Origin of the sequence: Paraflavitalea speifideaquila (assembly GCF_032395985.1) — a bacterium.
Taxonomy (GTDB): domain Bacteria; phylum Bacteroidota; class Bacteroidia; order Chitinophagales; family Chitinophagaceae; genus Paraflavitalea; species Paraflavitalea speifideaquila.
Genome location: NZ_CP135920.1, coordinates 5,163,532 through 5,185,732, shown reverse-complemented (window position 1 = coordinate 5,185,732; position 22,201 = coordinate 5,163,532). Strand labels below are relative to the sequence as shown.

General features: G+C 42.3%; 25 protein-coding genes, 1 pseudogene and 2 CRISPR repeat arrays. Of the genes and pseudogenes, 6 read left to right on the top strand and 20 right to left on the bottom strand.

The genetic code is table 11. The annotated features are described in order from the left end of the window. Positions 1-219: 219 nt before the first annotated feature. The 20 genes and pseudogenes from cas2 to RS881_RS35640 all read right to left on the bottom strand — a co-directional run bounded on the left by cas2 (position 220) and on the right by RS881_RS35640 (position 18,098). Positions 220-483 (bottom strand): CRISPR-associated endonuclease Cas2, encoded by a 264-nt coding sequence (gene cas2 / locus RS881_RS35730; RefSeq protein WP_315815131.1) that lies wholly within the window; start codon positions 481-483, stop codon positions 220-222. Further along, the gene (gene cas1b / locus RS881_RS35725; protein ID WP_315815130.1) at positions 484-1,488 is read right to left on the bottom strand and encodes a type I-B CRISPR-associated endonuclease Cas1b; all 1,005 of its coding nucleotides are present in this window, start codon (positions 1,486-1,488) and stop codon (positions 484-486) included. It abuts the gene before it with no gap. Between the two features lie 32 nt (positions 1,489-1,520). Next, a complete protein-coding gene (cas4, locus tag RS881_RS35720; protein ID WP_315815129.1) occupies positions 1,521-2,051 on the bottom strand; it encodes a CRISPR-associated protein Cas4 in 531 nt (176 codons plus the stop codon). Then, the gene (locus RS881_RS35715; RefSeq protein ID WP_315815128.1) at positions 2,048-2,773 is read right to left on the bottom strand and encodes a hypothetical protein; all 726 of its coding nucleotides are present in this window, start codon (positions 2,771-2,773) and stop codon (positions 2,048-2,050) included. The genes cas4 and RS881_RS35715 overlap by 4 nt, the downstream gene beginning before the upstream one ends. Next, positions 2,764-3,291 (bottom strand): DEAD/DEAH box helicase, encoded by a 528-nt coding sequence (locus RS881_RS35710; RefSeq protein WP_315815127.1) that lies wholly within the window; start codon positions 3,289-3,291, stop codon positions 2,764-2,766. Before RS881_RS35710 ends, RS881_RS35715 begins: the two co-directional genes overlap by 10 nt. Then, on the bottom strand, positions 3,285-3,923 hold the full coding sequence (locus tag RS881_RS35705) for a DEAD/DEAH box helicase (protein ID WP_315815126.1): 639 nt from the start codon (positions 3,921-3,923) through the stop codon (positions 3,285-3,287). The genes RS881_RS35710 and RS881_RS35705 overlap by 7 nt, the downstream gene beginning before the upstream one ends. 5 nt (positions 3,924-3,928) lie before the next feature. Continuing rightward, positions 3,929-4,351 (bottom strand): CRISPR-associated endonuclease Cas3'', encoded by a 423-nt coding sequence (locus RS881_RS35700; protein ID WP_315815125.1) that lies wholly within the window; start codon positions 4,349-4,351, stop codon positions 3,929-3,931. A gap of 1 nt (position 4,352) precedes the next feature. After that, positions 4,353-5,021 carry a type I-B CRISPR-associated protein Cas5b gene (gene cas5b / locus RS881_RS35695; protein WP_315815124.1) on the bottom strand — a complete coding sequence of 223 codons (669 nt, stop codon included), beginning with the start codon at positions 5,019-5,021 and terminating at the stop codon, positions 4,353-4,355. A gap of 1 nt (position 5,022) precedes the next feature. Then, complete coding sequence (locus RS881_RS35690; RefSeq protein ID WP_315815123.1) at positions 5,023-5,424, bottom strand: hypothetical protein; 402 nt, start codon at positions 5,422-5,424, stop codon at positions 5,023-5,025. A gap of 35 nt (positions 5,425-5,459) precedes the next feature. Then, positions 5,460-6,107, bottom strand: coding sequence for a type I-B CRISPR-associated protein Cas7/Cst2/DevR (gene cas7i / locus RS881_RS35685; protein ID WP_315815122.1), 648 nt, complete (start codon positions 6,105-6,107; stop codon positions 5,460-5,462). Between the two features lie 69 nt (positions 6,108-6,176). Beyond that, complete coding sequence (locus RS881_RS35680) at positions 6,177-7,571, bottom strand: hypothetical protein (protein WP_315815121.1); 1,395 nt, start codon at positions 7,569-7,571, stop codon at positions 6,177-6,179. Continuing rightward, on the bottom strand, positions 7,564-7,797 hold the full coding sequence (locus RS881_RS35675) for a hypothetical protein (RefSeq protein WP_315815120.1): 234 nt from the start codon (positions 7,795-7,797) through the stop codon (positions 7,564-7,566). The genes RS881_RS35680 and RS881_RS35675 overlap by 8 nt, the downstream gene beginning before the upstream one ends. Positions 7,798-8,058: 261 nt before the next feature. Continuing rightward, a complete protein-coding gene (locus tag RS881_RS60375; protein WP_350339983.1) occupies positions 8,059-8,163 on the bottom strand; it encodes a CRISPR-associated endoribonuclease Cas6 in 105 nt (34 codons plus the stop codon). Next, positions 8,157-8,861: a hypothetical protein gene (locus RS881_RS35670; RefSeq protein ID WP_315815119.1), complete on the bottom strand. Its 705-nt coding sequence runs from the start codon at positions 8,859-8,861 to the stop codon at positions 8,157-8,159. Before RS881_RS35670 ends, RS881_RS60375 begins: the two co-directional genes overlap by 7 nt. Positions 8,862-9,297: 436 nt before the next feature. Next, a CRISPR array of direct repeats spans positions 9,298-10,778; the repeat unit is 30 nt; unit sequence ATTTCAATTCCACAATGGTACAATTAAGAG. Between the two features lie 31 nt (positions 10,779-10,809). After that, a complete protein-coding gene (gene tnpC, locus RS881_RS35665; RefSeq protein WP_315815118.1) occupies positions 10,810-12,414 on the bottom strand; it encodes an IS66 family transposase in 1,605 nt (534 codons plus the stop codon). 176 nt (positions 12,415-12,590) lie between these two features. Beyond that, positions 12,591-12,973, bottom strand: a pseudogene (tnpB, locus tag RS881_RS60370) (IS66 family insertion sequence element accessory protein TnpB). A gap of 3 nt (positions 12,974-12,976) precedes the next feature. Then, a complete protein-coding gene (tnpA, locus tag RS881_RS35655; protein ID WP_315814461.1) occupies positions 12,977-13,294 on the bottom strand; it encodes an IS66 family insertion sequence element accessory protein TnpA in 318 nt (105 codons plus the stop codon). Positions 13,295-13,413: 119 nt separating this feature from the next. Next, positions 13,414-16,153: direct repeats of the CRISPR family, unit length 30 nt; unit sequence ATTTCAATTCCACAATGGTACAATTAAGAG. 806 nt (positions 16,154-16,959) lie between these two features. Continuing rightward, on the bottom strand, positions 16,960-17,157 hold the full coding sequence (locus RS881_RS35650) for a hypothetical protein (RefSeq protein WP_315815117.1): 198 nt from the start codon (positions 17,155-17,157) through the stop codon (positions 16,960-16,962). A gap of 427 nt (positions 17,158-17,584) precedes the next feature. After that, on the bottom strand, positions 17,585-17,845 hold the full coding sequence (locus RS881_RS35645; protein ID WP_315815116.1) for a hypothetical protein: 261 nt from the start codon (positions 17,843-17,845) through the stop codon (positions 17,585-17,587). Then, on the bottom strand, positions 17,835-18,098 hold the full coding sequence (locus tag RS881_RS35640; protein ID WP_315815115.1) for a hypothetical protein: 264 nt from the start codon (positions 18,096-18,098) through the stop codon (positions 17,835-17,837). Before RS881_RS35640 ends, RS881_RS35645 begins: the two co-directional genes overlap by 11 nt. Positions 18,099-18,236: 138 nt before the next feature. Between RS881_RS35640 and relB the strand changes: the two genes are divergently transcribed. The 6 genes from relB (at position 18,237) to RS881_RS35610 (ending at position 22,200) form a co-directional block, all read left to right on the top strand. After that, positions 18,237-18,494: a type II toxin-antitoxin system RelB family anti-toxin gene (gene relB, locus RS881_RS35635; protein WP_315815114.1), complete on the top strand. Its 258-nt coding sequence runs from the start codon at positions 18,237-18,239 to the stop codon at positions 18,492-18,494. Positions 18,495-18,621: 127 nt separating this feature from the next. Next, positions 18,622-18,807 (top strand): cupin domain-containing protein, encoded by a 186-nt coding sequence (locus RS881_RS35630; protein ID WP_315815113.1) that lies wholly within the window; start codon positions 18,622-18,624, stop codon positions 18,805-18,807. A 259-nt stretch (positions 18,808-19,066) separates the two neighbouring features. Then, on the top strand, positions 19,067-19,465 hold the full coding sequence (locus RS881_RS35625) for a carboxypeptidase-like regulatory domain-containing protein (RefSeq protein WP_315815112.1): 399 nt from the start codon (positions 19,067-19,069) through the stop codon (positions 19,463-19,465). Next, a complete protein-coding gene (locus RS881_RS35620; RefSeq protein ID WP_315815111.1) occupies positions 19,443-19,985 on the top strand; it encodes a TonB-dependent receptor plug domain-containing protein in 543 nt (180 codons plus the stop codon). The genes RS881_RS35625 and RS881_RS35620 overlap by 23 nt, the downstream gene beginning before the upstream one ends. Then, positions 19,913-21,976: a SusC/RagA family TonB-linked outer membrane protein gene (locus RS881_RS35615; RefSeq protein WP_315815110.1), complete on the top strand. Its 2,064-nt coding sequence runs from the start codon at positions 19,913-19,915 to the stop codon at positions 21,974-21,976. The genes RS881_RS35620 and RS881_RS35615 overlap by 73 nt, the downstream gene beginning before the upstream one ends. Continuing rightward, complete coding sequence (locus RS881_RS35610) at positions 21,973-22,200, top strand: hypothetical protein (RefSeq protein WP_315815109.1); 228 nt, start codon at positions 21,973-21,975, stop codon at positions 22,198-22,200. Before RS881_RS35615 ends, RS881_RS35610 begins: the two co-directional genes overlap by 4 nt. The last annotated feature ends 1 nt before the right edge of the window (position 22,201 follow it).

The window sequence follows — 22,201 nt, the reverse complement described above, 5'->3', positions numbered from 1 at the left end:
CTGTTTTCACAATTGTGGATATCCTGACATTCACCCGCTTTTCCTCCCCACCTACCGTAGAAATCCCCGTTTTTCAGCCACTGGCGACAAAAACGGCTAGAAAAGCGCTTTCCAATGCACCAGTCGGAGAATGTGCATAGCTATTTCACGGCACACTGATTTTCAAAAAGTAAAACCGGGTAGCAATAACAAAATAGACCATTTTACCCTCCCCGACGACTAAATAATATTGCCCAATTCATTTTTCTCCTTGCCTACCACCTGTTTGTCCAGCCATTTCCCCTGGCGGCTGGTAAAGACAATAATACTGTCTTTGTCCTCTTGCATGATCTCCCGGGCTTTCTGTAGTAATTCTTTCAGCTTCACCTCCGTCAGTTCCCCCTCGAACACACTATTCTGGATCCAGTTGAGGTATTGACGGCAAAGTTTTAACATCTTAACCACGCGCTTTTCTTCTATATCATATACCAGTATTACATACATCTACCACCATGCTTTAAATGGTTTGTATTCCTCCATTTCCAATATATGCTTCACCAGTTTATAACATTCCAGCTTTACCAGGTGCCTGTAACTCACACTTCTGCCCAACGTACGGTGCTTGATCGTTTCATTCAACCGTTCGTCCCAGGCTTTTACAACCTTTTTACGACCGCTGTCTTTCAGTAAACAGCTATTCAGCTTATGGTCAAAATCAGCTTTGCCAATGATCTTTTTGTTGAGCAATGCAAATACCAACCGGTCCGACAGAATAGGCTTAAACACTTCTGCCAGGTCTAGCGCCAGCGAATAACGCCTGAAACCAGGCTGGTGCAGAAAACTGATCGTGGGATTTAGCTGTGTATGATAGAGCTGATCCAGGCACAGCGTGTAACACATCATATTCACAAAAGAGATCATAGCATTCACTTCGTTCGATGGAGGTTGCCTGGTCCGGTTGCCCATTTCAAAATCATTGATGATCTGGTCAAAAGCCTCATAATAAGTAATGCGGATATTGCCTTCCAATCCCATCAACATTTCAATGTCTGTTGCCTGGGGTATGTTTAACATCAACGATTCTATGCGATCTATTTGTGCTGAAGTGTCTTTTTCCCTGTTATCGTAGTAGCGAAGGTTTTTCAGCATATTGAAAGCTGCCCCCTCTATGATTTTTTGAGCCAATACCAGCCGCTTCCTGGCCTTGCTGTACATTTCAGTCTGTGCTATTAATACCTTACCACTTAGCAAATAATCTTTCGGCATAAAACTGCCCGTATAATGTTCATAATAATCAAAGAAATGAACACTTACCTGCTGCTGACCTAAAAAATTGAATAAAGCACTATTTCCATCCAGACTGCCAAAGCAATAAAGATTGTCTACCGTTTCTACAGGAATGAATTTGGGCATTCCTTCCTTGCCCTCCTCATCTACCGGCGTAAATTTAAGCGTATTATCCTTCCTGCTCATACGGCCAGGATTGAACAGGTAGTAAGATTTTTTCATGAGTCATTAAATTCAAATCATTCTTGCTGGTTTTATTCTCCCACATAACACAGATCATAATAACTACAACTTTTGCAGATCTTTGCATCAATGCGCTGAGGGCACGCATCGTTTTTCAACAATAGCTTTATCGCCGGGACAATCTCCTGTAAATAAGACCTGTCTGCCTGGCCAAGCCATACTTCATCAGTTTGCCGCAGTTTTGGATATTCCAATATCGCATGCGCGTCCGTAATCCCGTTCAACTCAAGAAGCCAGATATAATATTTTACCTGCCATTCATGCGCCTCCTCTACTTTGTTGCTACGCTTGGTTTCATGAATGATTTTATCTTTGGCATCGTAAAAATCGATCTTTCCGGAAAGCGGGGTGCCATCCGGTAATACAGCTGATAATTCAATCTCCGTATGCTTTTCAGCCCGCTGTGGATAGCTCATTTCATGCAGCAGCTTGCCGTCATAAACCGTATCACTGGTATGTTCCATCCTGATGCCATGCGCATGCAGCCACATTTCCCGTGGGCATACATGATAAAGGTTGATGAGAGTGGCATTGATCGTCATAAGCTAGAGTATTTCTGCTGTATTCCAGGGGCTTCCTCATCTGCTATCAGGCCTAATTCCTCGTTGTATTTCTTATTGGTTATCAGGTATCGTTGTTCCATCTGTTTATTGTTCCTGGAATAGACAGTAATGTCCGACCTTATGTTGTCATTTTGCTTCCACTGCAATAGCCGGCCTTTTCTGATTTGCACTTTTTGGCTTTCAGCATTGATAAAATCAAAGGTGTTTAGATAATGTTCGTAGGCGGCCCGATTCGCTTGAGGTAATATTTTGATCCCGTCAAACTGATCGTAGAAGTCCTCCTCCGTACGTTTATCTTCAAATAGGGGCGAAAGGCCCTCCAGCGCTCCCTTCAAATAACTATATTGAGCTTCAAACTTTTCCTTGTCCGTTCCATTCCAGTTTGGATATACTTCATCTATCGAATGCTGTAATACCGATTCATCAATCACCCCTTCATGTGCAGTGATAATTCCCTGCAAGGATTGTAAAGTCTTTCCGATGATTTCCTTTGGGTAAATGAAAAAATCACTGTCGTGATTTGTAGTGAACACAATGCAGGGGCACACACCTTTTATTCTCCTCCGGTTTACCCGGCCAAACCGCTGGATCAAGGCATCAATAGGGGCTGCTTCTGTAAATAAAATATCATAATCAATATCCAGGCTCACCTCAATGGCTTGCGTACCTACCAGTAATCGTATACCACCTCTTAATAACACTTTTTCCTTCTTTGCCCGGTCAGCCCCGAAAAGGAGCCGTGCAATAACAAAGCCTCGCCGTCCGGAACATCATTTTTCAGTTTTTCAAAGACATGCTGAGATGATCCTACAGTGTTGCATACCACCAGCACCTGCTTCCCTGCACTCAATTGTCTTTTGATCTCAGCCAGGCCATCACCCAGTAGACCTTCTCGCAGTTCTACACGATGGCGTTTAAATTGGTCATACACTGTACGATCTGCTTTTACAATGGTATGTTTCCCAATACTGCCTTCCAGCATAGCCTGCATAAATGCTGGCATAGTAGCCGTCATGATCATTACGCGTGCATTCAAATGCCCCGTCGCAAATTCCAATAACACCTTTATTTGAGCCAGTGTCTCAGGATTATAAGCATGAATTTCATCAAATACCAGGTACGAACCCACCATTTCAAAGATGCCTTGCTCATAACCTTTCAGGCCAAACAAATGTTTTAACAATTGGAAAGGGGTAGCTACTTTCAGCGGTGTTACCACACTTTTAAACTTCTCTTTAATGGCTTGAATGTTTTCTTTTTTAACTCAACACTATACTGCAGGTCATCAAAGTAATTATTCAGGTAATCGTTCAGCTTACCATGCAGCATGCCGGCTTTCCCATCACCCATGGCATTATCAATGCGTTGATACATCGCGTTGATGGAGGCCGTGTAGGGAAGAATATAGAAAATCCTACCCTGACCTGTCTCCCTAAGCTGATTACGCAGCCATAATAACGCGCTTTCTGTTTTGCCGGAACCAGTAGGGGCCGTAAGCAAGATGTTGCCACAGATAGTTGAACAATAAATTTGGTGCTGGTAAAGATCTCCTCCCTTTTCAATCAATCCTTTCCGTTGTTGTTCAAGGAATGCGAAATCAGCATATTCAATCATTTTCAGGTCTGTTACCATTGCTGAGCCCAGGTGGTCGCACCATTTCAATCCTCCAAACAGTAGCATCAATTTAAAGTATTCATCCTGGTTTAACCTCGCAGGTTTTCGGGCATAGCTATAGATAATATGGTTAATAGGCTTCGCTTCCACCTCGTCAATAGTTAAACCATAATGGGCCAGTAATTGGCGTACGGCCGCTACATCCACCTGCCGAAAGGCTTCTTCGTACGTTTCCATGTCTTCTACTGTATCATACCTCTCTTCCGTATCCGGCCCCGGTAATAATTTATTTTGTTCAATAACGTCTCAATATCTTTATGATGTCCGGCTACTACCAATCTTACCAGGCGCAATAATACTTTGTCCTGTTTTAGTATCGCTTCCACAAAAGGAATTGAAAACAGTTCATGTCTTTGGGCATTCCATTTGTGCGGCTTCTGTTGTAAAAGTCGCTGAAATTCCTGGTGTGCTTTTCCTGTGTCATGTAGAATGATGGAAAGTCGAAGCACCTCCCAAAATGCCGGTCCCATGCCCGACAAAGTAGCCGCTTGCGGAAACGCTTTCTGTATAAATGCCCAAACAGCCAGACAATCATCAATATGCTCTTTCAATGTTCTGGCGGCAGTTCCCTGTCGGTTATCGGTGGATTTAGCCAATAATGCCATCCTATTGGAAATTCAATTCATGAAAGTAAATGTGTACTTCTTTGCCGTCGGGTAGCACATCCAGGTACGTGGTTATATCCCTGGATGATAATCGGGATTTGTGATGAATGATAGAGTAGGGGCTTGTTCCCAGGTTTTTCCGGGGAAATTCGTTCGTGAAGTATTGAGGCAGCGCCTGTATTTGCCCCGGCATCTGGTACCTGAGTGGAATGAGCTGTCCACTGATGGCTGTCGAATGCTCCACTTTTTCAAGTTTGTTTACCCGCCACACTTTTTCTACTGTTGCAAGGTCGTTCATGCGTCCCAGCACCAGTTGATAATAGGGTTGCGATAAGAAGCCGGCAATTTGTGCATCAGTGGTATATATACGCAGGTAGTTATTATATAAGAAACGCCTGTATATAATATTTGACTTCGCATTATTGGTTGGCTTGCCGTCTTTGCTGCTTACCTGGTAAATCGTTTCCAGGTCTTCTCCCGCTGCTTCATACTCAAAATAATAGCCCAGCTGGAGCTGCTGATGCCGGAGGTATTGGCCAGCCGCTGCATTGATCAAGCCCAGTACCGTGCTGATGGGCGGTACTTCCAGCGTGGGTTGCGTGCCACTGATGAGGTTGGGATAGCGGAAACTGGCAGTCCAGCTCCTGATATCAATTTTATATACTTCCATATCAGGGCAGTTGTGTCTTTACCTGCTCACAATACTGATCGATGGCCTGGTTTATACTCAACACTTTCACGTTCGGAAATTCACTTTCAAGGCCTTTCAATGAATCATTGTAGTCATCCAGGAATCCCGACCGCTTGCCAATAAAGATCGTTCCTTTAAATTGGGCTTTATAATCATTCAATACTTCCTTCAGCCCTTCAACGTTAAGCAAAGCAATTTCACCTCTTTGGCCTTCATTAACAGCAACATGAGAGAATGGATGATTGCCCGATGCCATCGTAGCAAGAATGATGAATTTAGGAGTTACATCGGCCATGTTATTGGTCTGCATAGCTCCTCCGGATATCGTCTTTAAAGCAGCAATTGTTTCAATCACCCTGTTAGTCCGGATATTCCTGGCCAACTGCACTAGCTTTTGCGGTTCACCGCTTTTGGTCTTTACAAAGGGTCATTGACTTCTGTAGCGCCTTTGCTGAGCGCTTCTGTTTTCAATTTTTCCGTCAGGTTCTTGAATCCCGTCTTATTATAAGTGGCGAACGTGCCTACCTGGAAAAGATCGAGCGAGAACATTCCTTTCATGATAGCAGAGTACTCTTCTTTAACATAGGGTACACTGTCGCCTTCCTGCCTGGCCATGCTCGACCAGTTTTCAGCGGGAGAAACTGTTGTTACGGAGACTATGGCCGAGTTCTTTAATGGAGAAACCCTCGTAACTGTAACATCTTCTTTCACTTCCTTCCCCTTTTTGTCCAGTTCTGGATTCCCTTCCTCATCCCGCACCACATCCTTGGCCGCTTTCATATAACCAAATACATCATCGTCTGCATATTGTATGGGGTCTGCATCGGTAAAAGCGATCTTGCTTTCCCGGGTTACAGGAGATAATGCCCAGCCATTTACTTTCAGGGCTTCCCGCCACCAATACCGCCAGGCTTGTCCCGATACATAAGTATAAGTACGGCCATTCTTGTAAATTTTCTTAGTGGCAACTGCATTGTCAAAATTGCTGGAGGTGCTTTTGCCTGCATTGTTGAGAGCAACAACATCTACATCCAGCAATACGAAACCTTGTGTTTTCAGGTTCATGTCAATACTATTAATGTTTGATGAAATAATCTTGTAATGTTCAGCGTAATTGGAAAATGCCGAATTAGTCTATTTCCACGTTTTCCAGATCACCGGCTTCAGCCAATACCTTTTATTCAGTTCGTGCAATTTCTGATAGATAGCTATTAAGAGTATGTCACGGATCTCATTCCAGTAAGAGCCGTCGGGGAAAAGATATTCCGTGTATTCCTCTACGCTTATAAGTGGTTTTGGACTATCACTGTGCTTTTCATTATAAAGGCCCACCAGTTTTAATAAATACCTGCGAAGGTCATTGCCCGACTTTTGACGATTGATATTCGTAATTGATTTTGATATCTCATCATCGCTGCTATCCGCAATAATGAAGTCGGCCAGTTCTTTGATCTTGGCCAAAGTTCCTTTATGCATATTTCGAATTTTTAGTTGGTATTGTTCTACAATCTGGAAGTTGAAGCTGTATTTCCTGGTATGTCTTAGAAATGCGTTCCTGACTACCTGTGTATTATCCGTTAGCAGCGCTTCATAAATCTTATTACGCCAGGATTTAAAGGTTGCGTAATCTGCCTGTTCTTTGTTGTTGAACCAAATTTCCTGTTCACTGTCATAAGTAGCCTGCTTGAGCCTGGCGCTGTATTGCCTGTAGATGAAATGTTGCCAATCTTTCTTATACCGGGAAATACAAATAGCATAAAAGTCAAATACCGTGGACCGCAGGGATAGGAGGTGGATTGTTGGGCTCGCTCCAAAATTGGTAAAATGATACAGGTTTAGCGTAATGTTCTTAGTATCAGAAATGTCTTCGTCTTCCTGGTAAGCTGCGGCGGGTAAATGGTCTATGCATTGCGTGGCGTAATCAAATAATGCATTTGAAGGGTTCGTGAAGTCCGATCTGACAATGGATTTTGACATTTTCTTTCCCAGCGCATTCCAGTTTTGATCTACATTTCTGTGTACAAAATACCGGGTTACTTCTTCATTATTGCTTATCAAAGCAGCCACTTTGTCCCCTACCTGTTCTACGCCCAGCGGGACAAAGAATATTCTTATCAATGCCTCTTTGGATAATTGCAGCCCGCTTTCAAATCCGTGATGAAAGTTGATAAGTGTGGCAGAGCCAGACATGATATGGTTATCTCTCGCGGCTGGGTAAACAGTGGTTTGCTGTCCCGTGATCCTGCAATAGCCGGGGATGCCTTTTTCGCCTTCCAGTAAACCTTGGTAATAAGCCATTGTCTTGTCATAGCCTTTTTGTCCCTTGTTTGAATTATGCGTAATGGTTGAATTCAGGAAAAAGCTATGCAGGTTATTGTCCCATTGTTTTACATAAATGCTGGTTGCCCATTCTATAAGTTCCGGTATGGACTTTTCAGGCGATCGTTCCTGCAGGTATGCTATCACCAATCCGCCGATATCGGCAAATACATCACCCGTAGGATGGGTTAGCCAATTAATGCTACTCATATGTTTTATGGGGTGTTTTCAGCTTTTTATATAATTGGAATTTAACAATTACGGCTTCTTTCATATCCTGAGTCAAATATTCATCATACCAGCATAATGCTTGTTTTTGCGCATCTTGTTCTGTCATGCCTTCATTCACGAAATAATCTATCTTAATGATTATTAATAGAATAATGGTCGCTTTATCAATAATACCGCCTGAATCTGTGGTAAGTTCCTGTGCCATTTTTCTATAATTTCAAAGTGATGTATATCACTTAATATCTTATTTATCTTTACATATTTAATGTAAAGTAAAGGAATATTTACAGAAAAGCGCGAAGATTTTTTAACTTTACAACAGTTCGTCGTCATGGAATTGAAATAAGTGCTATATGGCACTGATTGATAAATAATTGTACCAGACGGATTTATGAGTCTTGTTCTCAAGACTCATTTTTTATTTAAGGATATTTATTTATGCAAACTTGGTGAAAGACTAACCCTTTTAACCGGCCATTTCAAGACAGCCGAAGCCAAGAGATGAGTGGATGCCGATTCCTGCGTTCAAAGCTAATTGGATCATATCATGTGGTGCCGTTACCTTCAGCATAAACCGGGTATACCCCTGAGTTTGCTGGCCGCTGATGTACCTGCTTTGATAATGGGCTTGCGTTCCTGGGGCGGTTTGGTCAGTAATTCTACTTCCAGTGCCACCTGATTACGTAATCCGGCTGCTGTCTCTTCCGTATCCGGATTGGCAGCAAGGTATTTCTCAATCCAGTTGTGCAGCAGGCAAGTTGTATAGTCTACATCTTGCGGACTTCGGTAGTCGTAGTGTCCCCTGTCATTCTTTACGCCTGTTACTATCGGCGATATGGGTTGAAGTAAAACAGGTGTGTTCTTTTCTGCAGAAAGCCCAGAAGGCAATGCCTCTACCTGCCTGATCGTAAATACTGAGCGGGAGCCGGTATCGGCAATTTCAAGCTGCTGGTTCATGAATAGCCCTTTCACAAAGCTTTCTGCGGCATGAGGTACGTGAAAGCAAACTATCACTTTTATTTCCTGACTTTTGAGGTATAACCGGTCGTTGGTAGGAGGTGCAAAAGGCCCCCTGATATCGGAGAATGTGAATAATTTGAATTGCTTGGCTGAGCCTGATTTGCCATAGCCTGTATTGTGGAGAAAGGCTGCATAGCCAGTATCAGCCTTTTGAATGACCTTGTAAATGGCTGCGCTAAGTGGGTATTGGTAATTGATCGGAATTACCGGTTTATGTTCAGGGCTGTATAAGGTTAATAGCAATCGCATAAGGCAGGTGAGGTATTTAAGGAGCAAGGCCTTCTTTGCAAATATTAATAAATTTAGCATGGATACTATGTCTCATTGTCCTCATTTTTGCACATCTGTTACTTCCGATTCAAGGCTAAAGGATTCGGGGGCAGGTTCAAAGAGTTAGCAAAATGATATAATACATATATGTGTTAGGGTTTGCTTATTGGTTGCCACTACAATAGACCAGGCCATAAAATAAAGGTCAACCCCTGTTACAATAACAACTAAAGTTGCTCGGTGTACTAAAGGGAGTCTAACTTTTTATTCAGAATCGCGCACTTCCGGCATTTGCAAGGCTGATAGTGCATTTGTGTACTTTCTCTTTAATGCTACAATGGTTATTCATCTTTTTGACCCACGAAAGGTACAGTTAAGTAGATTCTTGGTATTACGGGAAACCGTATTAAGAGAGATTTTCATTCCACAATGGTACAATTAAGAGACCTAAAACAACATTATCACTACCGTTCCGTAATCCCATTTCAATTCCACAATGGTACAATTAAGAGGCCTAGGGGTTCATGTAACCAGCCATGTGATACAATTTCAATTCCACAATGGTACAATTAAGAGCGAACACAAAGACGCCGTAGGGATTATTCCTACAGCATTTCAATTCCACAATGGTACAATTAAGAGAAAGCAGGCCGGTACCACGAGGTACTGGTAGACACATTTCAATTCCACAATGGTACAATTAAGAGCGATTTCATCCTGTCGAATAGGTCAGCCGTAGGAAATTTCAATTCCACAATGGTACAATTAAGAGTTTCTACTTCCTCGCCTTCCAATCCTGCATATTGCTATTTCAATTCCACAATGGTACAATTAAGAGTTGGGGTACCCTATGAGTATTATAGAGTAAAGGTTCATTTCAATTCCACAATGGTACAATTAAGAGTCAGTATTCAAATCCGCGCTTGATAAAATAGGCTTATTTCAATTCCACAATGGTACAATTAAGAGTCCAATGCTGCGACCGTTTCCTCGCTGCCGTTCTTAAATTTCAATTCCACAATGGTACAATTAAGAGGGAATCATAGTACACTGCATCACTGGGTATATTCTCATTTCAATTCCACAATGGTACAATTAAGAGTGACAAGAACCTCGTAGCCATAAGTGAGGTACCCATATTTCAATTCCACAATGGTACAATTAAGAGTCCCTTCTTATCTGCATCGGAAAGTTTATCGAACGCCATTTCAATTCCACAATGGTACAATTAAGAGATGGCGGTTTTGCCCTACCAAAAACTGAACAACGAATTTCAATTCCACAATGGTACAATTAAGAGTTTTTGCATTTATATTTAAGTGTGTTCAAATCCGCTATTTCAATTCCACAATGGTACAATTAAGAGAACACAACCGGTACGACCGGCCTGGGTTTTCAAAATTTCAATTCCACAATGGTACAATTAAGAGAATATATCTATTCGGCTGTTATCCAACAAAATTATGATTTCAATTCCACAATGGTACAATTAAGAGTTTAATTGTGTTATATCGTTTTTTTGTATTTGTACAATTTCAATTCCACAATGGTACAATTAAGAGTAGTTCTGCTTCGGACGATGAGTTGCTTATTACTTCCATTTCAATTCCACAATGGTACAATTAAGAGGTTTTTTTTTATGGGGAGGTTTCCCTCCCGTTTTTAATTTCAATTCCACAATGGTACAATTAAGAGTATCCTACTCCTCTTACGCCTAAGTATGCTAATAGGCAATTTCAATTCCACAATGGTACAATTAAGAGATAACACCAGCAGCAGCAGTGTAATGGCAGATATTGATTTCAATTCCACAATGGTACAATTAAGAGGAACTTGGGAAGAGGGGTGGCGATTGCCTTGGCTAGTATTTCAATTCCACAATGGTACAATTAAGGTGTGTCTCCGAGTAGCCTAAAAATCGTATTGTTTAGTTGCCTAATTTTGCTTTAAGCCGTAGTGATGGCTTGTGTTTTTTCCACTGGTGGGGTAAGAGTTTCCTGAGTTGCGCGGTAGTCATCTCGTTGATGTTATGACTAAGCACTTCGCGGAGCCACTCATAAGGGTTTACGGTATTAAGTTTGCAGGTAACCAGCAGCGAGTATAAGAGGCCTGCTCTTTTGGCCGCTTCATGCGAGCCACAGAACAGGTAGTTTTTGCGTCCGACAGCCAGGTTTTTCATACAGCGCTCTATGGGATTATTATCAATATGCAAATGATTAGTAGAGGCATAGAGACTTAAGCCGTCCCAGCGTTTGATGCTGTAAGCTATAGCCTGTGCTATAGGGCTTTTCGGTTTTAGCTTTACATACTCCTGCTTCATCCACTCTCCCAGTTCTTTTAAAATAGGCACAGATTGTTCTGTCCGCCGCACTTTGATCTGGTCCGGGTTGAGCTGCTCTTCTCTACATTGCTCCTCGATCTTATAAAGCTTCGCTATCTCGGTCAAAGCATATTCTGCCCGAACTTTATCATTGCCTTTCGCCTCATAAAAATGACGACGGGCATGGGCCATACAAAAGAACACATGTATTCCTTTGATGTCCAACTCTTCATAGACATCATAACCATCTACCTGCAAGTGACCCTTAAAATGTTGTAAGATATGTTTGGCTGCCAATGTATCCCTCCCCCGATGATAATCAAAGTAGATCAGTTGCCCGTTATGCGTTAAGTACGTCCAGTAATACCCCTGGTGGGTATCTTTCTTCTTATTCCTGTCCAGAACCTGTATGGTTGTTTCATCACCATGCCAATAATCATATTGGTACATCTCATGCAGGTGCAGATGGCCCAGTGGCGCTACCACGTTCGCAACCTGCCGTACCCAATCGGTAATGGTTGAATAAGCAATGGTGACATTACTTCTCTTGAAGCAGTCCAACTGACGATTCAGCGGTTTATGATCTATAAACTTATCTATAATGATCTGTGCTAACAACTCCGGCGTGGCAATGCTCTTAGACAAGGCTTGCTCTGGAAGATGCGCCTGCACTATACGATGCTGATCAGGCCGTTCTGCTACAGAGCATTTATACTGAGGGATAATAGTACGTTGGAGAAATATTTCTCCCGGCTTCCAGCCAAGCTGTTCCTTTACTTCTTCTCCCACCTTCTCGCATCCGCTCACATCTTCCGGAGGCTCTATCACGGTCTCTTCCACCCGTAGATGATCCGGAAAGGCATTGGCTAACCCGTTTTCCCGTTGAACCTGTTTTTGCTTTACGTAACTTATCTTTTGAACATCAGCAAGGTTGGTTGCTTTATACCCCTGCTCAAAGGAAAGGCCTAATTCCTGCTGTTGCTGTAAAGGGGAAGGAACAAACTTCTCAGTCTTAAAACCACCCAGTAACTTCGTTAGTTGATACAATTGATATTGAAGCTGCGTTACCTGATCGCGTAATTCTTTATTGCTTTGTAATAGCTCCTGGTTGTTTTGTAGTAATTGTCCATTATTTTGTTGCTGTAGTTGCAGCATTGGAAGCAGTTGCTCATAGAGCGCTTTGTAATCTATATTTTCTGCTGCTGCTGACATTATACAAAGATAGCCCGGCTATGCATTTAAGCTATATCGTATAACCGAAAGTTATACAGCCGATGCGTGGATAAACCCGCATTCAAAAATGATTTTAAAAACAGCACCAAAAAATGTGGATAACCCGGCCTGTTTTTCTTAAAATAAAAAACGTTGCCATTTTTTCGATGGCAACGTCAAATATATTCAACCCATGATCCATAAGGATTACATCGTACCGATGTACCGCTTTCGAAAAACGCTTTCTTCAAAGAAACGCCCTGTAAGATCATACTTAATTGTTTAGCCGTAATACTACTGTGAGTGCCTTCCATAATACCTGCCGGTAACTCAAAGGTACCTTCCTCTAATCGCTTATAGTATAAGCTAAAACCATCCCCTTCCCATTCTAACGCCTTCAGGTGCGTTTGCCGTTTGTTCAAAAGATAAATACATCACCCGTCTGAATTTCCATTCCCAGTTCGTTGGTAACAAGCCCGCTCAAACCGTCAAAACTCTTCCTTACATCCGCCCACTTATGATACAACCAGTAATGGGTGCCGTTGTTGATCTGTAACATAAGTTAACTGATTAAAGCTTTTAAAAAACTCACAGATGGCTCCCGGTAAAAACGGATGCCCCGGTATTCCGCAAAGAGATCCTGGGAAATGGAAACCTCTTGCTGCCCTGTCACTGTTAGCAAAGTGAAACTACTTTGATTCTCCATCGGCTTATCTTCCAACCGGGCGTGATATTTCTTCTGCCAGTAGTGATATGTACCAGGTGAAAGATCATACAACTCACAAAAATCTTTTACTGTCATCGAACTGGCTTCATGTTCAGCTATCAACGCGAACATTTTTTGCTCCTTCGATAAGCCACTTGATTGCTTTTGTTCCATACGTTTACATTTTTGATAAGCCCAAAAGTAAACTTTTTATAATATCTTAATTTTTAGCTACTCGGAGGTACACCAATTAAGAGAGGCAAAACTGCCAACACTTACCAAGGCTATATTTTATTTCAATTCCACAATGGTACAATTAAGAGAAAGACGAATTGGCCTGTCGGATACTTTTCCAACAAATTTCAATTCCACAATGGTACAATTAAGAGAGGAGGAGCATGGCACAATCGATGGTGATACTCTGGAATTTCAATTCCACAATGGTACAATTAAGAGTACACCAACAGGGTTAATAAGCAATCAACAATATTATTTCAATTCCACAATGGTACAATTAAGAGTATCTTGTAGTCGCTTCCCATCCACTTAACAGTAAAATTTCAATTCCACAATGGTACAATTAAGAGCGGCTCCCTGCCCTACGGGGCAGGCCTATATCCTAATTTCAATTCCACAATGGTACAATTAAGAGCTTCTATATTGTAGTCACCCGTCGTTGTTACTAGCAATTTCAATTCCACAATGGTACAATTAAGAGAGGCACCGCAGACACTCCCATTGAAAATAAGTAATATTTCAATTCCACAATGGTACAATTAAGAGTTGTTTCCTTGGCTATAGTCTAGCCGTGGTGTAATATTTCAATTCCACAATGGTACAATTAAGAGTTTAATTGTGTTATATCGTTTTTTTGTATTTGTACAATTTCAATTCCACAATGGTACAATTAAGAGCTGCCCTACATCATTTTTCTTTACATTTTTCTTAAAATTTCAATTCCACAATGGTACAATTAAGAGCTTTTGCCACTTACATCCAAAAATCGTAAATCATGTTATTTCAATTCCACAATGGTACAATTAAGAGTTGTGGTGACCAGGGAGACGAAGGATTGTTTGTTTCATTTCAATTCCACAATGGTACAATTAAGAGTTTGCCACTTACATCCAAAAATCGTAAATCATGTTATTTCAATTCCACAATGGTACAATTAAGAGAATTAAATGCTATTACAAGCACAAGAAGCCATACCATATTTCAATTCCACAATGGTACAATTAAGAGATTTATTTACCTGGGTGGATGGCATCTACTTCGAGGTATTTCAATTCCACAATGGTACAATTAAGAGAGAGGGCAATTATATGGTAAGGATTGGCGAAATAAATTTCAATTCCACAATGGTACAATTAAGAGTTTTCTTTATTCTTTGGAAAATGGCGAATTCGTTTTATTTCAATTCCACAATGGTACAATTAAGAGGGCGATAACAATAGTATCCATAATAGCTATTTTAGGAATTTCAATTCCACAATGGTACAATTAAGAGCGACGACCTGTTTCTAAACCAATTATTCCCAACCGAAATTTCAATTCCACAATGGTACAATTAAGAGATATTTAAAATCAAAAGGGTATTTTTAAGCATTTTATTTCAATTCCACAATGGTACAATTAAGAGACGCCTGTTCGCATTTTTACGCAAGAGGGAATCATATTTCAATTCCACAATGGTACAATTAAGAGTTCTTAATTTTCTTAGGTGTCTCCTTCTGTTTGTTTTATTTCAATTCCACAATGGTACAATTAAGAGCTTCGACATGGAAGCACTTGGCAATAGTTCTACCGCCCATTTCAATTCCACAATGGTACAATTAAGAGTATCTCCTTCGTCACCATTTTCTGTAAAGCTATCCATTTCAATTCCACAATGGTACAATTAAGAGTATGCCGGTCCTGTACCCTTTAACCCGACCGCATCGGATTTCAATTCCACAATGGTACAATTAAGAGCCATTCCATTTGTTAGATACCCTCGGATCGAAAGTGTATTTCAATTCCACAATGGTACAATTAAGAGCTAAAATCGCCCTTTTTGACACCTACGACGAAGCGGATTTCAATTCCACAATGGTACAATTAAGAGACCAGGAGGCCAAGTCTTCAGAGCGGCGATTAAAAAATTTCAATTCCACAATGGTACAATTAAGAGGCTCTTGGGAACTCATATGAACCCTGTACTGCATCATTTCAATTCCACAATGGTACAATTAAGAGGCCTCATTACGGGCTCGTTCTATAGTAGTATGATACATTTCAATTCCACAATGGTACAATTAAGAGTCGCGTTTTATTTTCTGGTCTAAATAATGCTGCGAAATATTTCAATTCCACAATGGTACAATTAAGAGAAGGCACCGCGGATACTCCAAATGAAACTAAGTAATATTTCAATTCCACAATGGTACAATTAAGAGACCGGTCACAGGGTGTACAACAATTACGCGCACCACATTTCAATTCCACAATGGTACAATTAAGAGCCTTGGATCGGAGCATCGATCCCCACAGGAGATGTCTATTTCAATTCCACAATGGTACAATTAAGAGAAGCTGCCGCTGTGGCTGCTACCCTGGACCTCCCTTATTTCAATTCCACAATGGTACAATTAAGAGACAAGGAGAAGCAATCATTACCGATACAACAACGTTATTTCAATTCCACAATGGTACAATTAAGAGTATAATGTCATTTCACAATTTAAACAATAAAAAGAATTTCAATTCCACAATGGTACAATTAAGAGAAAACCAGGAATCTTTACATTCCCACTCGCAAACATATTTCAATTCCACAATGGTACAATTAAGAGAAAAACGCAAATCTGGCTGTGTTACGATTGTAGGTTTATTTCAATTCCACAATGGTACAATTAAGAGCCTTTGATATTGTATTAGTTAAGCGTACATACCAAGATTTCAATTCCACAATGGTACAATTAAGAGGCTTTGCAAACCGCTGGGGTTACGGGGGCGTGGTAAATTTCAATTCCACAATGGTACAATTAAGAGCCGCCTGATCAACGACTAAAAAGCCTTGACGCACAAGTCTTTTCACCGCGAACTTATGATTTTTTACCATCATGAGTCGTCTGACCCCAATAATAAGATTTGAAAGGATGCTCGACGACTGCTGGCCGCTCTTCAAAACCAAGGTATTACAATATAACCAGTTGTTCCAGGATAACAGTTCTTAAATTATCTGCCCTCTTCGACGCGAAAATAAGCAGCCTCCCGCTTACTGTTTCCAAAGATAACTATGATATAGGCTTACTGCTCTCCTGACAGCCCTCAGCTACCATCCAGGATATTTATGGTATTGGGCCACCATCGTTAAGACTGATCAGGAAATACTCCTTCAGAAGTTCCTCGACGTGGTGGTGACATGATTGCCGGTCAACTGACGCTGGGTAAAATTCGTCACTTTTTCAAGAAAAATATATAGTGTGAGGTGCTAGTTTGGATCGGCTCCCTTTTATTCAATCCATATAAGAAGATTATCACATTATAGTCAATTCGCCTGGAGAATACAGTAGCCGCCTGATCCTGCTGTTGGGGAGTAGATAATCGGATTCGGCTGGGATATTTTTAACAGCGTAGGTCATGATTGGGCCATAAGGCGAGTAGATGAACTATGAACCGAAAAGCACGCCCCGGGGGCGTAAGCATTTGTGTAGTAATTGGGCCATTTCAATATCTCCCAGTTTCCATAAATCCGCTTCCGGTTGTTACTTCAGTGCTAAATTAGCATAGTTCTATTTAGCTTCTTCCCTACGACAGTAGGGGAAGTAGGGTTCTATGGTTTTCCTGGTAGCATATTAACAATGGTATTTCGAAAGATCAACATAGGTTTTATTGCCATTGCTATTGAAATAGTAGCAGCCACCACCTGCCCCTTTGTAAAGAGTTTTCCCGTTATAAGTGCCACATCCGGTCGAACCTCCACCGTTATTGGGATTAGGTGTTTCTGTGTCTGCATCACTGGATTTGCCGCAGGCAATGGCTAGACTGATCAAAATTACTAAGAGGCATTTTTCATAATTTGGAGTTTAATTATTAGGAAGATTTCAAGAAATCGGCAGAGCATTAAGTCCCTGCATCAACCAGACCGAAACAATCGCAAGATAATCGGCGCAGATGCCAATTATTTACGGGAACCCGTACCCTCAGCCAGCACAACATCTCCGCTCTGCGGAAGCCTGTCACGCGCTGCTGAGAAACAAGTATTCCGCCAACCAGTTACAACTGCCTCCTGCTGCCTGATCACCCCGCCAGCTCTTGAGTGCCACCACCATCCACTGCTCCTCACCCCACCCGCACCTCGTACCAGCCCCGATCACTTCCTCCCAAAAACATCAAAAACCGCCAGCAAAATAATGCAGCATGCCGGCCCACACCAACCCATATCCGCCCCCGCCTACCCACCCATCCTAAAAAATCTGTCTACAGTAACCGGCAACTGCAAACCCAGCCAGCAACTTCTTCTCCTCGTTGCCCACTGCCTCCTTGCCTTGCTGCCTTCCCCCACCGGCCGCCAAAAACGGTCCGGCATAAAGCTTCAGTACCAGCCAGCATCGACCTGTCCCGCACCAGCTGCTGCAAGTCGGTTCTGCCAATGTATGCCGCGCATTTATTCCGGTCCTTTTTGGCCTTGCGCTCATGCTGCATTGAATGCTGCAGGCAGCTTTTGCTGTTATTTTTCATTTTTAAATGTTTTGTTATGAAGTATTATCTCGTGGCTTCCACTACTTGCGCGTTGGTCGGCATTGAGCAGTGTACCGTCTTCGTTGTTGGCCCTGGGCGCCAGGCGGCCTTTGAAAGGCAGTACAAAGGCCGCATCCTCATGGTCAGCACCAGCCGCCAGGCCCTTCCCCCGTGCCCGGCCGCGTCTATCAGTAAGGGCTTCGGCCCTTTTTCTACAGACACCAATATGAACACCTCCGTCATAAGCAGACAAAAACAGGCATGGTAGCCAATAACGGTCAAAACAGGCCGGAGTACCTCATTGAAAAATACGGTCGTAAAAACCTGAAAAGCCTGAACTTCTTGAAATTAGAACGGGAACCGATATATTTATCGCTGAAAAAGATAATTTATGCAGGAAGACATGCTCTTACAGATTAGCAATAAGATCAAAGTGATCCGCAAGCAAAAGAACATTACTGTGCAGGAACTGGCCAGTAAAGCCGATGTCAGTAAGGGCCTGATCTCGCAGATTGAAAACAACCGCGCGGTTCCCTCCCTCTCGGTATTAATGAGCATCGTGCAGGCATTGAATCTTGACCTGACCGATTTTTTAAAGACATCACCCCAAAAAGAAAACCCAGGCCAAGGTTACCTTCAAATCGCCTAAAGACTACCAGACCTTTGAAAAGAATATGCCAAAGGTTTTTGTATCACCGCGTTTTTACCCGTACTATTCAAAGCGTCCCGGTTGATTTTGTTTTGCTCGAAATGAAAAAGGAGCCCGGCGAAACAAGTTGATACAATCGGAATCGGTTGAATACAACTACATGGTAAAAGGGAAAGTAGAATACCATGTCGATGGCAAAAGCTACGTTTTCAGTGAAGGCGAATCCATTTTTTTAGACAGCCGGATGCCGCACAAACTGGCCAATATTGGCGACGGCGATGCCCTGATGCTCGTCGTTTATTTCTTTTTATAGATGGCCATAAATAACCTCCCCGGGATGAGCTGCGATCAATAGCCACTGCTTTATTTCCAGTAGATTTTCCTGCTCCCCTTCAGAATTACGCCCACCTGCTTAGGATTACGAAATTCCGCAAACGTTTGTCTTTACAAGAGCACACGATTGCGTAATAATGTTTACTAATACTAAACTTTTGTTTAGTAATTAGTAGTATATTTATACTAAACAAAGGATACATATACTAAACACGTTTCTTAATCCCAAAACAACTGCAATGAAACTGCTAAAACTAACTATGTTGCCGGTACTCCTTACAGCGGTGGCTGTATTGGCCGGTATGGGGGCTGCCTTTGCCCAAACCGAGATCAAAGGCGTTGTTACCGATCCAGGCAATCAACCTTTGTCTGGTGTATCCGTAATTGTAAAAGGATCTGCGTCGGGAACCAGTACCGACCTTCAGGGACGGTTTACCATTAATGCGCCTGCAAACGGTACCCTTGTTTTTAGTAGGGTTGGCTATGCTTCACAGGAAGTACTGCTGAAAGGACAATCCTCCATCGACTTGCAACTGCAGCAAGGCAAAGAAGCCCTGGATGAGGTGGTAGTAACGGCCCTGGGTATTAAAAAAAAAAAAGGCGGTTGGCTACGCTGTGCAAGAGGTAAAAGGCAATGAGTTGGTGAAAGCGAGAGAGCCCAATGTCCTCAATTCGTTGACAGGTAAAGTAGCAGGCCTGCGTGTTGCCGCTTCTTCCAACCTTTTCGGCGATCCAGGTATTGCATTGCGTGGACGAGGTACCATTATAGTAGTAGATGGTGTTCCCATCAATTCTGATTCCTGGAACCTGAGCGCGGATGACATCGAAAGTTTCTCTGTGTTGAAGGGACCGTCTGCTGCCGCTTTGTATGGGTCAGCCGGGGCCAATGGAGCCATTCAAATTACCACCAAAAGAGGTTCCAAAAATAAACGGGGCTACTCCATAGAATTCAACTCAAGTACCCAGCTTCAAACAGGCTTTAACGCCGAACCCGGTTTGCAATCCGAATATGGCCCCGGCTCCAACTTTCAATATGAATTTGTGGATGGTAAGGGCAGTGGTACCAATGATGCCGACTATGATGTTTGGGGCCCCATTTTGAAGGTCAACTCATCAATCAATGGGATAGTAAAGTTGACCCCTCTACCGGTAAACTGATCCCCTTGCCCTGGACAGCGAAAGGCAAAAACAACCTGCACAACTTTCTGCAGAATGGAATTTTATCTTCCAATAACCTCGCCATCTCAGCCAACAATGATAAAGGGGATATCCGTTTCTCCATGACCCAGCTGTACCAGCGTGGCCAGGTGCCCAATACAAAGCTCAATACTACCAACATCAATTTTTCAGGCGGGTTGAACATCTCTGAAAAATTGAGGCTGGAAGCCAATATCAACTACAATAAACAATACACACCCAATTATCCCAGGTTTGCTTACCAGCCGGCCAGTCCCATCTATTCCATGATGGTTTGGGGCGCAGCCAATTATGATGTTCGCGACCTTAGGGATTACTGGCAACCGGGTAAAGTAGGAACCCAACAGAAAAATGTGGAATACTATCAATATAGTAACCCCTGGTTTACAGCTTATGAGCAATTGCAAGGCTATTATAAAGATGATATTTATGGTTATGCCAAACTAAAATACAATATCACGGATAACCTGGATATTCACTTCCGTACAAATGTCAGCACCAACTACCTCAACCGCCAAAACCGTTTCCCCATCTCTACCTCCCAGTATAATGGCGATGGTAATTATTTTCAGAAAGGCGGCTATAATGAATCATTCAGTTTTTTCTGGGAGAATAATACCGATGTATTGGCTACTTACAATAAGGACATTAACCGGAATTTCTCCTTCAAAGGATCAGTGGGCGCCAACCTCTTATCCAGGAAAACAAATTACCAATACAGCCATACCAATAATGGTTTGTTGGTGCCACAATTATGGACCGTTCAAAACAGTGTTGACCAACCTTCTGCAGAAACAAGCAAATCGGCTTACCAGCGTAAAAGCATATATGGTTATGCCGACTTTGACTACAAGAAAATGCTCTTCCTGAGTTTAACAGGGCGCATGGATCAGTCTTCAACACTGCCAAAGCAAAATAACTCCTACTTCTATCCATCTGTTTCATTGAGTGCACTTATATCCGAAATGGTGAAGCTGCCTGCTTTTGTTTCTTTTGCAAAGATCAGAGCTTCCTATGCTAAAGTGGGAACCGATCTTGGCCTGTATTCTTTATCCCCTGTCTATTCTACCGGTGTAAGATGGAATGGAAACCCCTCCCTGTATTATGGCGGTACTTTGTATGATCCGGAAATTTTGCCTGAATTTAACAAGGCATTGGAATTTGGCGCCGACCTGCGTTTGTTCAATAACAGACTGGGTATGGATATTACCTATTTCAGAAATATTGAAGGCCCTTCTATCTTTTACCTTCCCCTGTCTTCCAGCAGCGGTGTTACTTCATTGCAGCGAAACGGGTTGACCTACAAACGCACAGGTGTAGAATTGATCGTAACAGCTACGCCCATAAAGAAACAAAACTTCAGCTGGGATGTAACGATCAACTGGTCAACACAACAGCGTTACCTGAAAGAAGTGTACGATACCTTAAAATCCTATAACCGGGTAAAAGTGGGTGAAAGAACCGACATGTTGTTTCTTTCCGATTTCCAAAAATCACCGGACGGACAAATCGTTTATAATGCCAGCAATGGAAGGCCTTTGTTCAATAACTATACTACACTGGTGGGTTTGGGCAATGAAAAATGGATGGCCAGCTTACAAAATACTTTCCGTTACAAAAATGTTAGCCTTGGCTTTATGGTAGATGGTCGCTATGGAGGCAAACTGGTCAATTATCTGAACCAAAAGCAATGGCAGGCTGGCGCTCATCCTGAATCGGCCAATGAATACCGCCTGGCTGACTGGAACAACCGTAATACGGTGGGTTATGCCGGTACTTATGTCGGACAAGGTGTTAACATTACCGGCGGCACATTGGTCGTCGATGGAGATGGTAATGTCATTTCAGACACCAGGACCTTTAAGGGCAACGCTAAAACCATTAAATGGGAATCATTTGCCAAAGGATACTGGGAAGCAGTATTGCCAACCTGGTTGATAAATCCTTTATGAAACTAAGAGAAGTGATCATTACCTATAATGTACCCCAAAAATTGCTGTCAAAACAAAAGTTCTTCAATGCAGCTTCCCTGTCGGTGGTTGGCCGCAACCTCTGGTACCATGCCAAAGACAAAAGCGCCAGGAACATCGATCTTGACCAATGGACCAGTACAAGTACCGAACTGGAAACCCCTTCTATTAAAAGTTTTGGCGTGAACCTTCACCTCACTTTCTAAA

Excerpts from the sequence above, each read along its gene's own strand:
- RS881_RS35705 (WP_315815126.1), bottom strand. The coding sequence starts at position 3,923 with ATGGAAACGTACGAAGAAGCCTTTCGGCAGGTGGATGTAGCGGCCGTA.
- cas5b (WP_315815124.1), bottom strand. The coding sequence starts at position 5,021 with ATGGAAGTATATAAAATTGATATCAGGAGCTGGACTGCCAGTTTCCGC.
- RS881_RS35670 (WP_315815119.1), bottom strand. The coding sequence starts at position 8,861 with ATGCGATTGCTATTAACCTTATACAGCCCTGAACATAAACCGGTAATT.
- RS881_RS35700 (WP_315815125.1), bottom strand. The coding sequence starts at position 4,351 with ATGGCATTATTGGCTAAATCCACCGATAACCGACAGGGAACTGCCGCC.
- cas1b (WP_315815130.1), bottom strand. The coding sequence starts at position 1,488 with ATGAAAAAATCTTACTACCTGTTCAATCCTGGCCGTATGAGCAGGAAG.
- cas2 (WP_315815131.1), bottom strand. The coding sequence starts at position 483 with ATGTATGTAATACTGGTATATGATATAGAAGAAAAGCGCGTGGTTAAG.
- RS881_RS60375 (WP_350339983.1), bottom strand. The coding sequence starts at position 8,163 with ATGCTGAAGGTAACGGCACCACATGATATGATCCAATTAGCTTTGAAC.
- cas7i (WP_315815122.1), bottom strand. The coding sequence starts at position 6,107 with ATGAACCTGAAAACACAAGGTTTCGTATTGCTGGATGTAGATGTTGTT.
- tnpA (WP_315814461.1), bottom strand. The coding sequence starts at position 13,294 with ATGGAACAAAAGCAATCAAGTGGCTTATCGAAGGAGCAAAAAATGTTC.
- RS881_RS35680 (WP_315815121.1), bottom strand. The coding sequence starts at position 7,571 with ATGAGTAGCATTAATTGGCTAACCCATCCTACGGGTGATGTATTTGCC.
- tnpC (WP_315815118.1), bottom strand. The coding sequence starts at position 12,414 with ATGTCAGCAGCAGCAGAAAATATAGATTACAAAGCGCTCTATGAGCAA.
- RS881_RS35675 (WP_315815120.1), bottom strand. The coding sequence starts at position 7,797 with ATGGCACAGGAACTTACCACAGATTCAGGCGGTATTATTGATAAAGCG.
- cas4 (WP_315815129.1), bottom strand. The coding sequence starts at position 2,051 with ATGACGATCAATGCCACTCTCATCAACCTTTATCATGTATGCCCACGG.
- RS881_RS35645 (WP_315815116.1), bottom strand. The coding sequence starts at position 17,845 with ATGAAAAATAACAGCAAAAGCTGCCTGCAGCATTCAATGCAGCATGAG.
- RS881_RS35625 (WP_315815112.1), top strand. The coding sequence starts at position 19,067 with ATGAAACTGCTAAAACTAACTATGTTGCCGGTACTCCTTACAGCGGTG.
- relB (WP_315815114.1), top strand. The coding sequence starts at position 18,237 with ATGCAGGAAGACATGCTCTTACAGATTAGCAATAAGATCAAAGTGATC.
- RS881_RS35610 (WP_315815109.1), top strand. The coding sequence starts at position 21,973 with ATGAAACTAAGAGAAGTGATCATTACCTATAATGTACCCCAAAAATTG.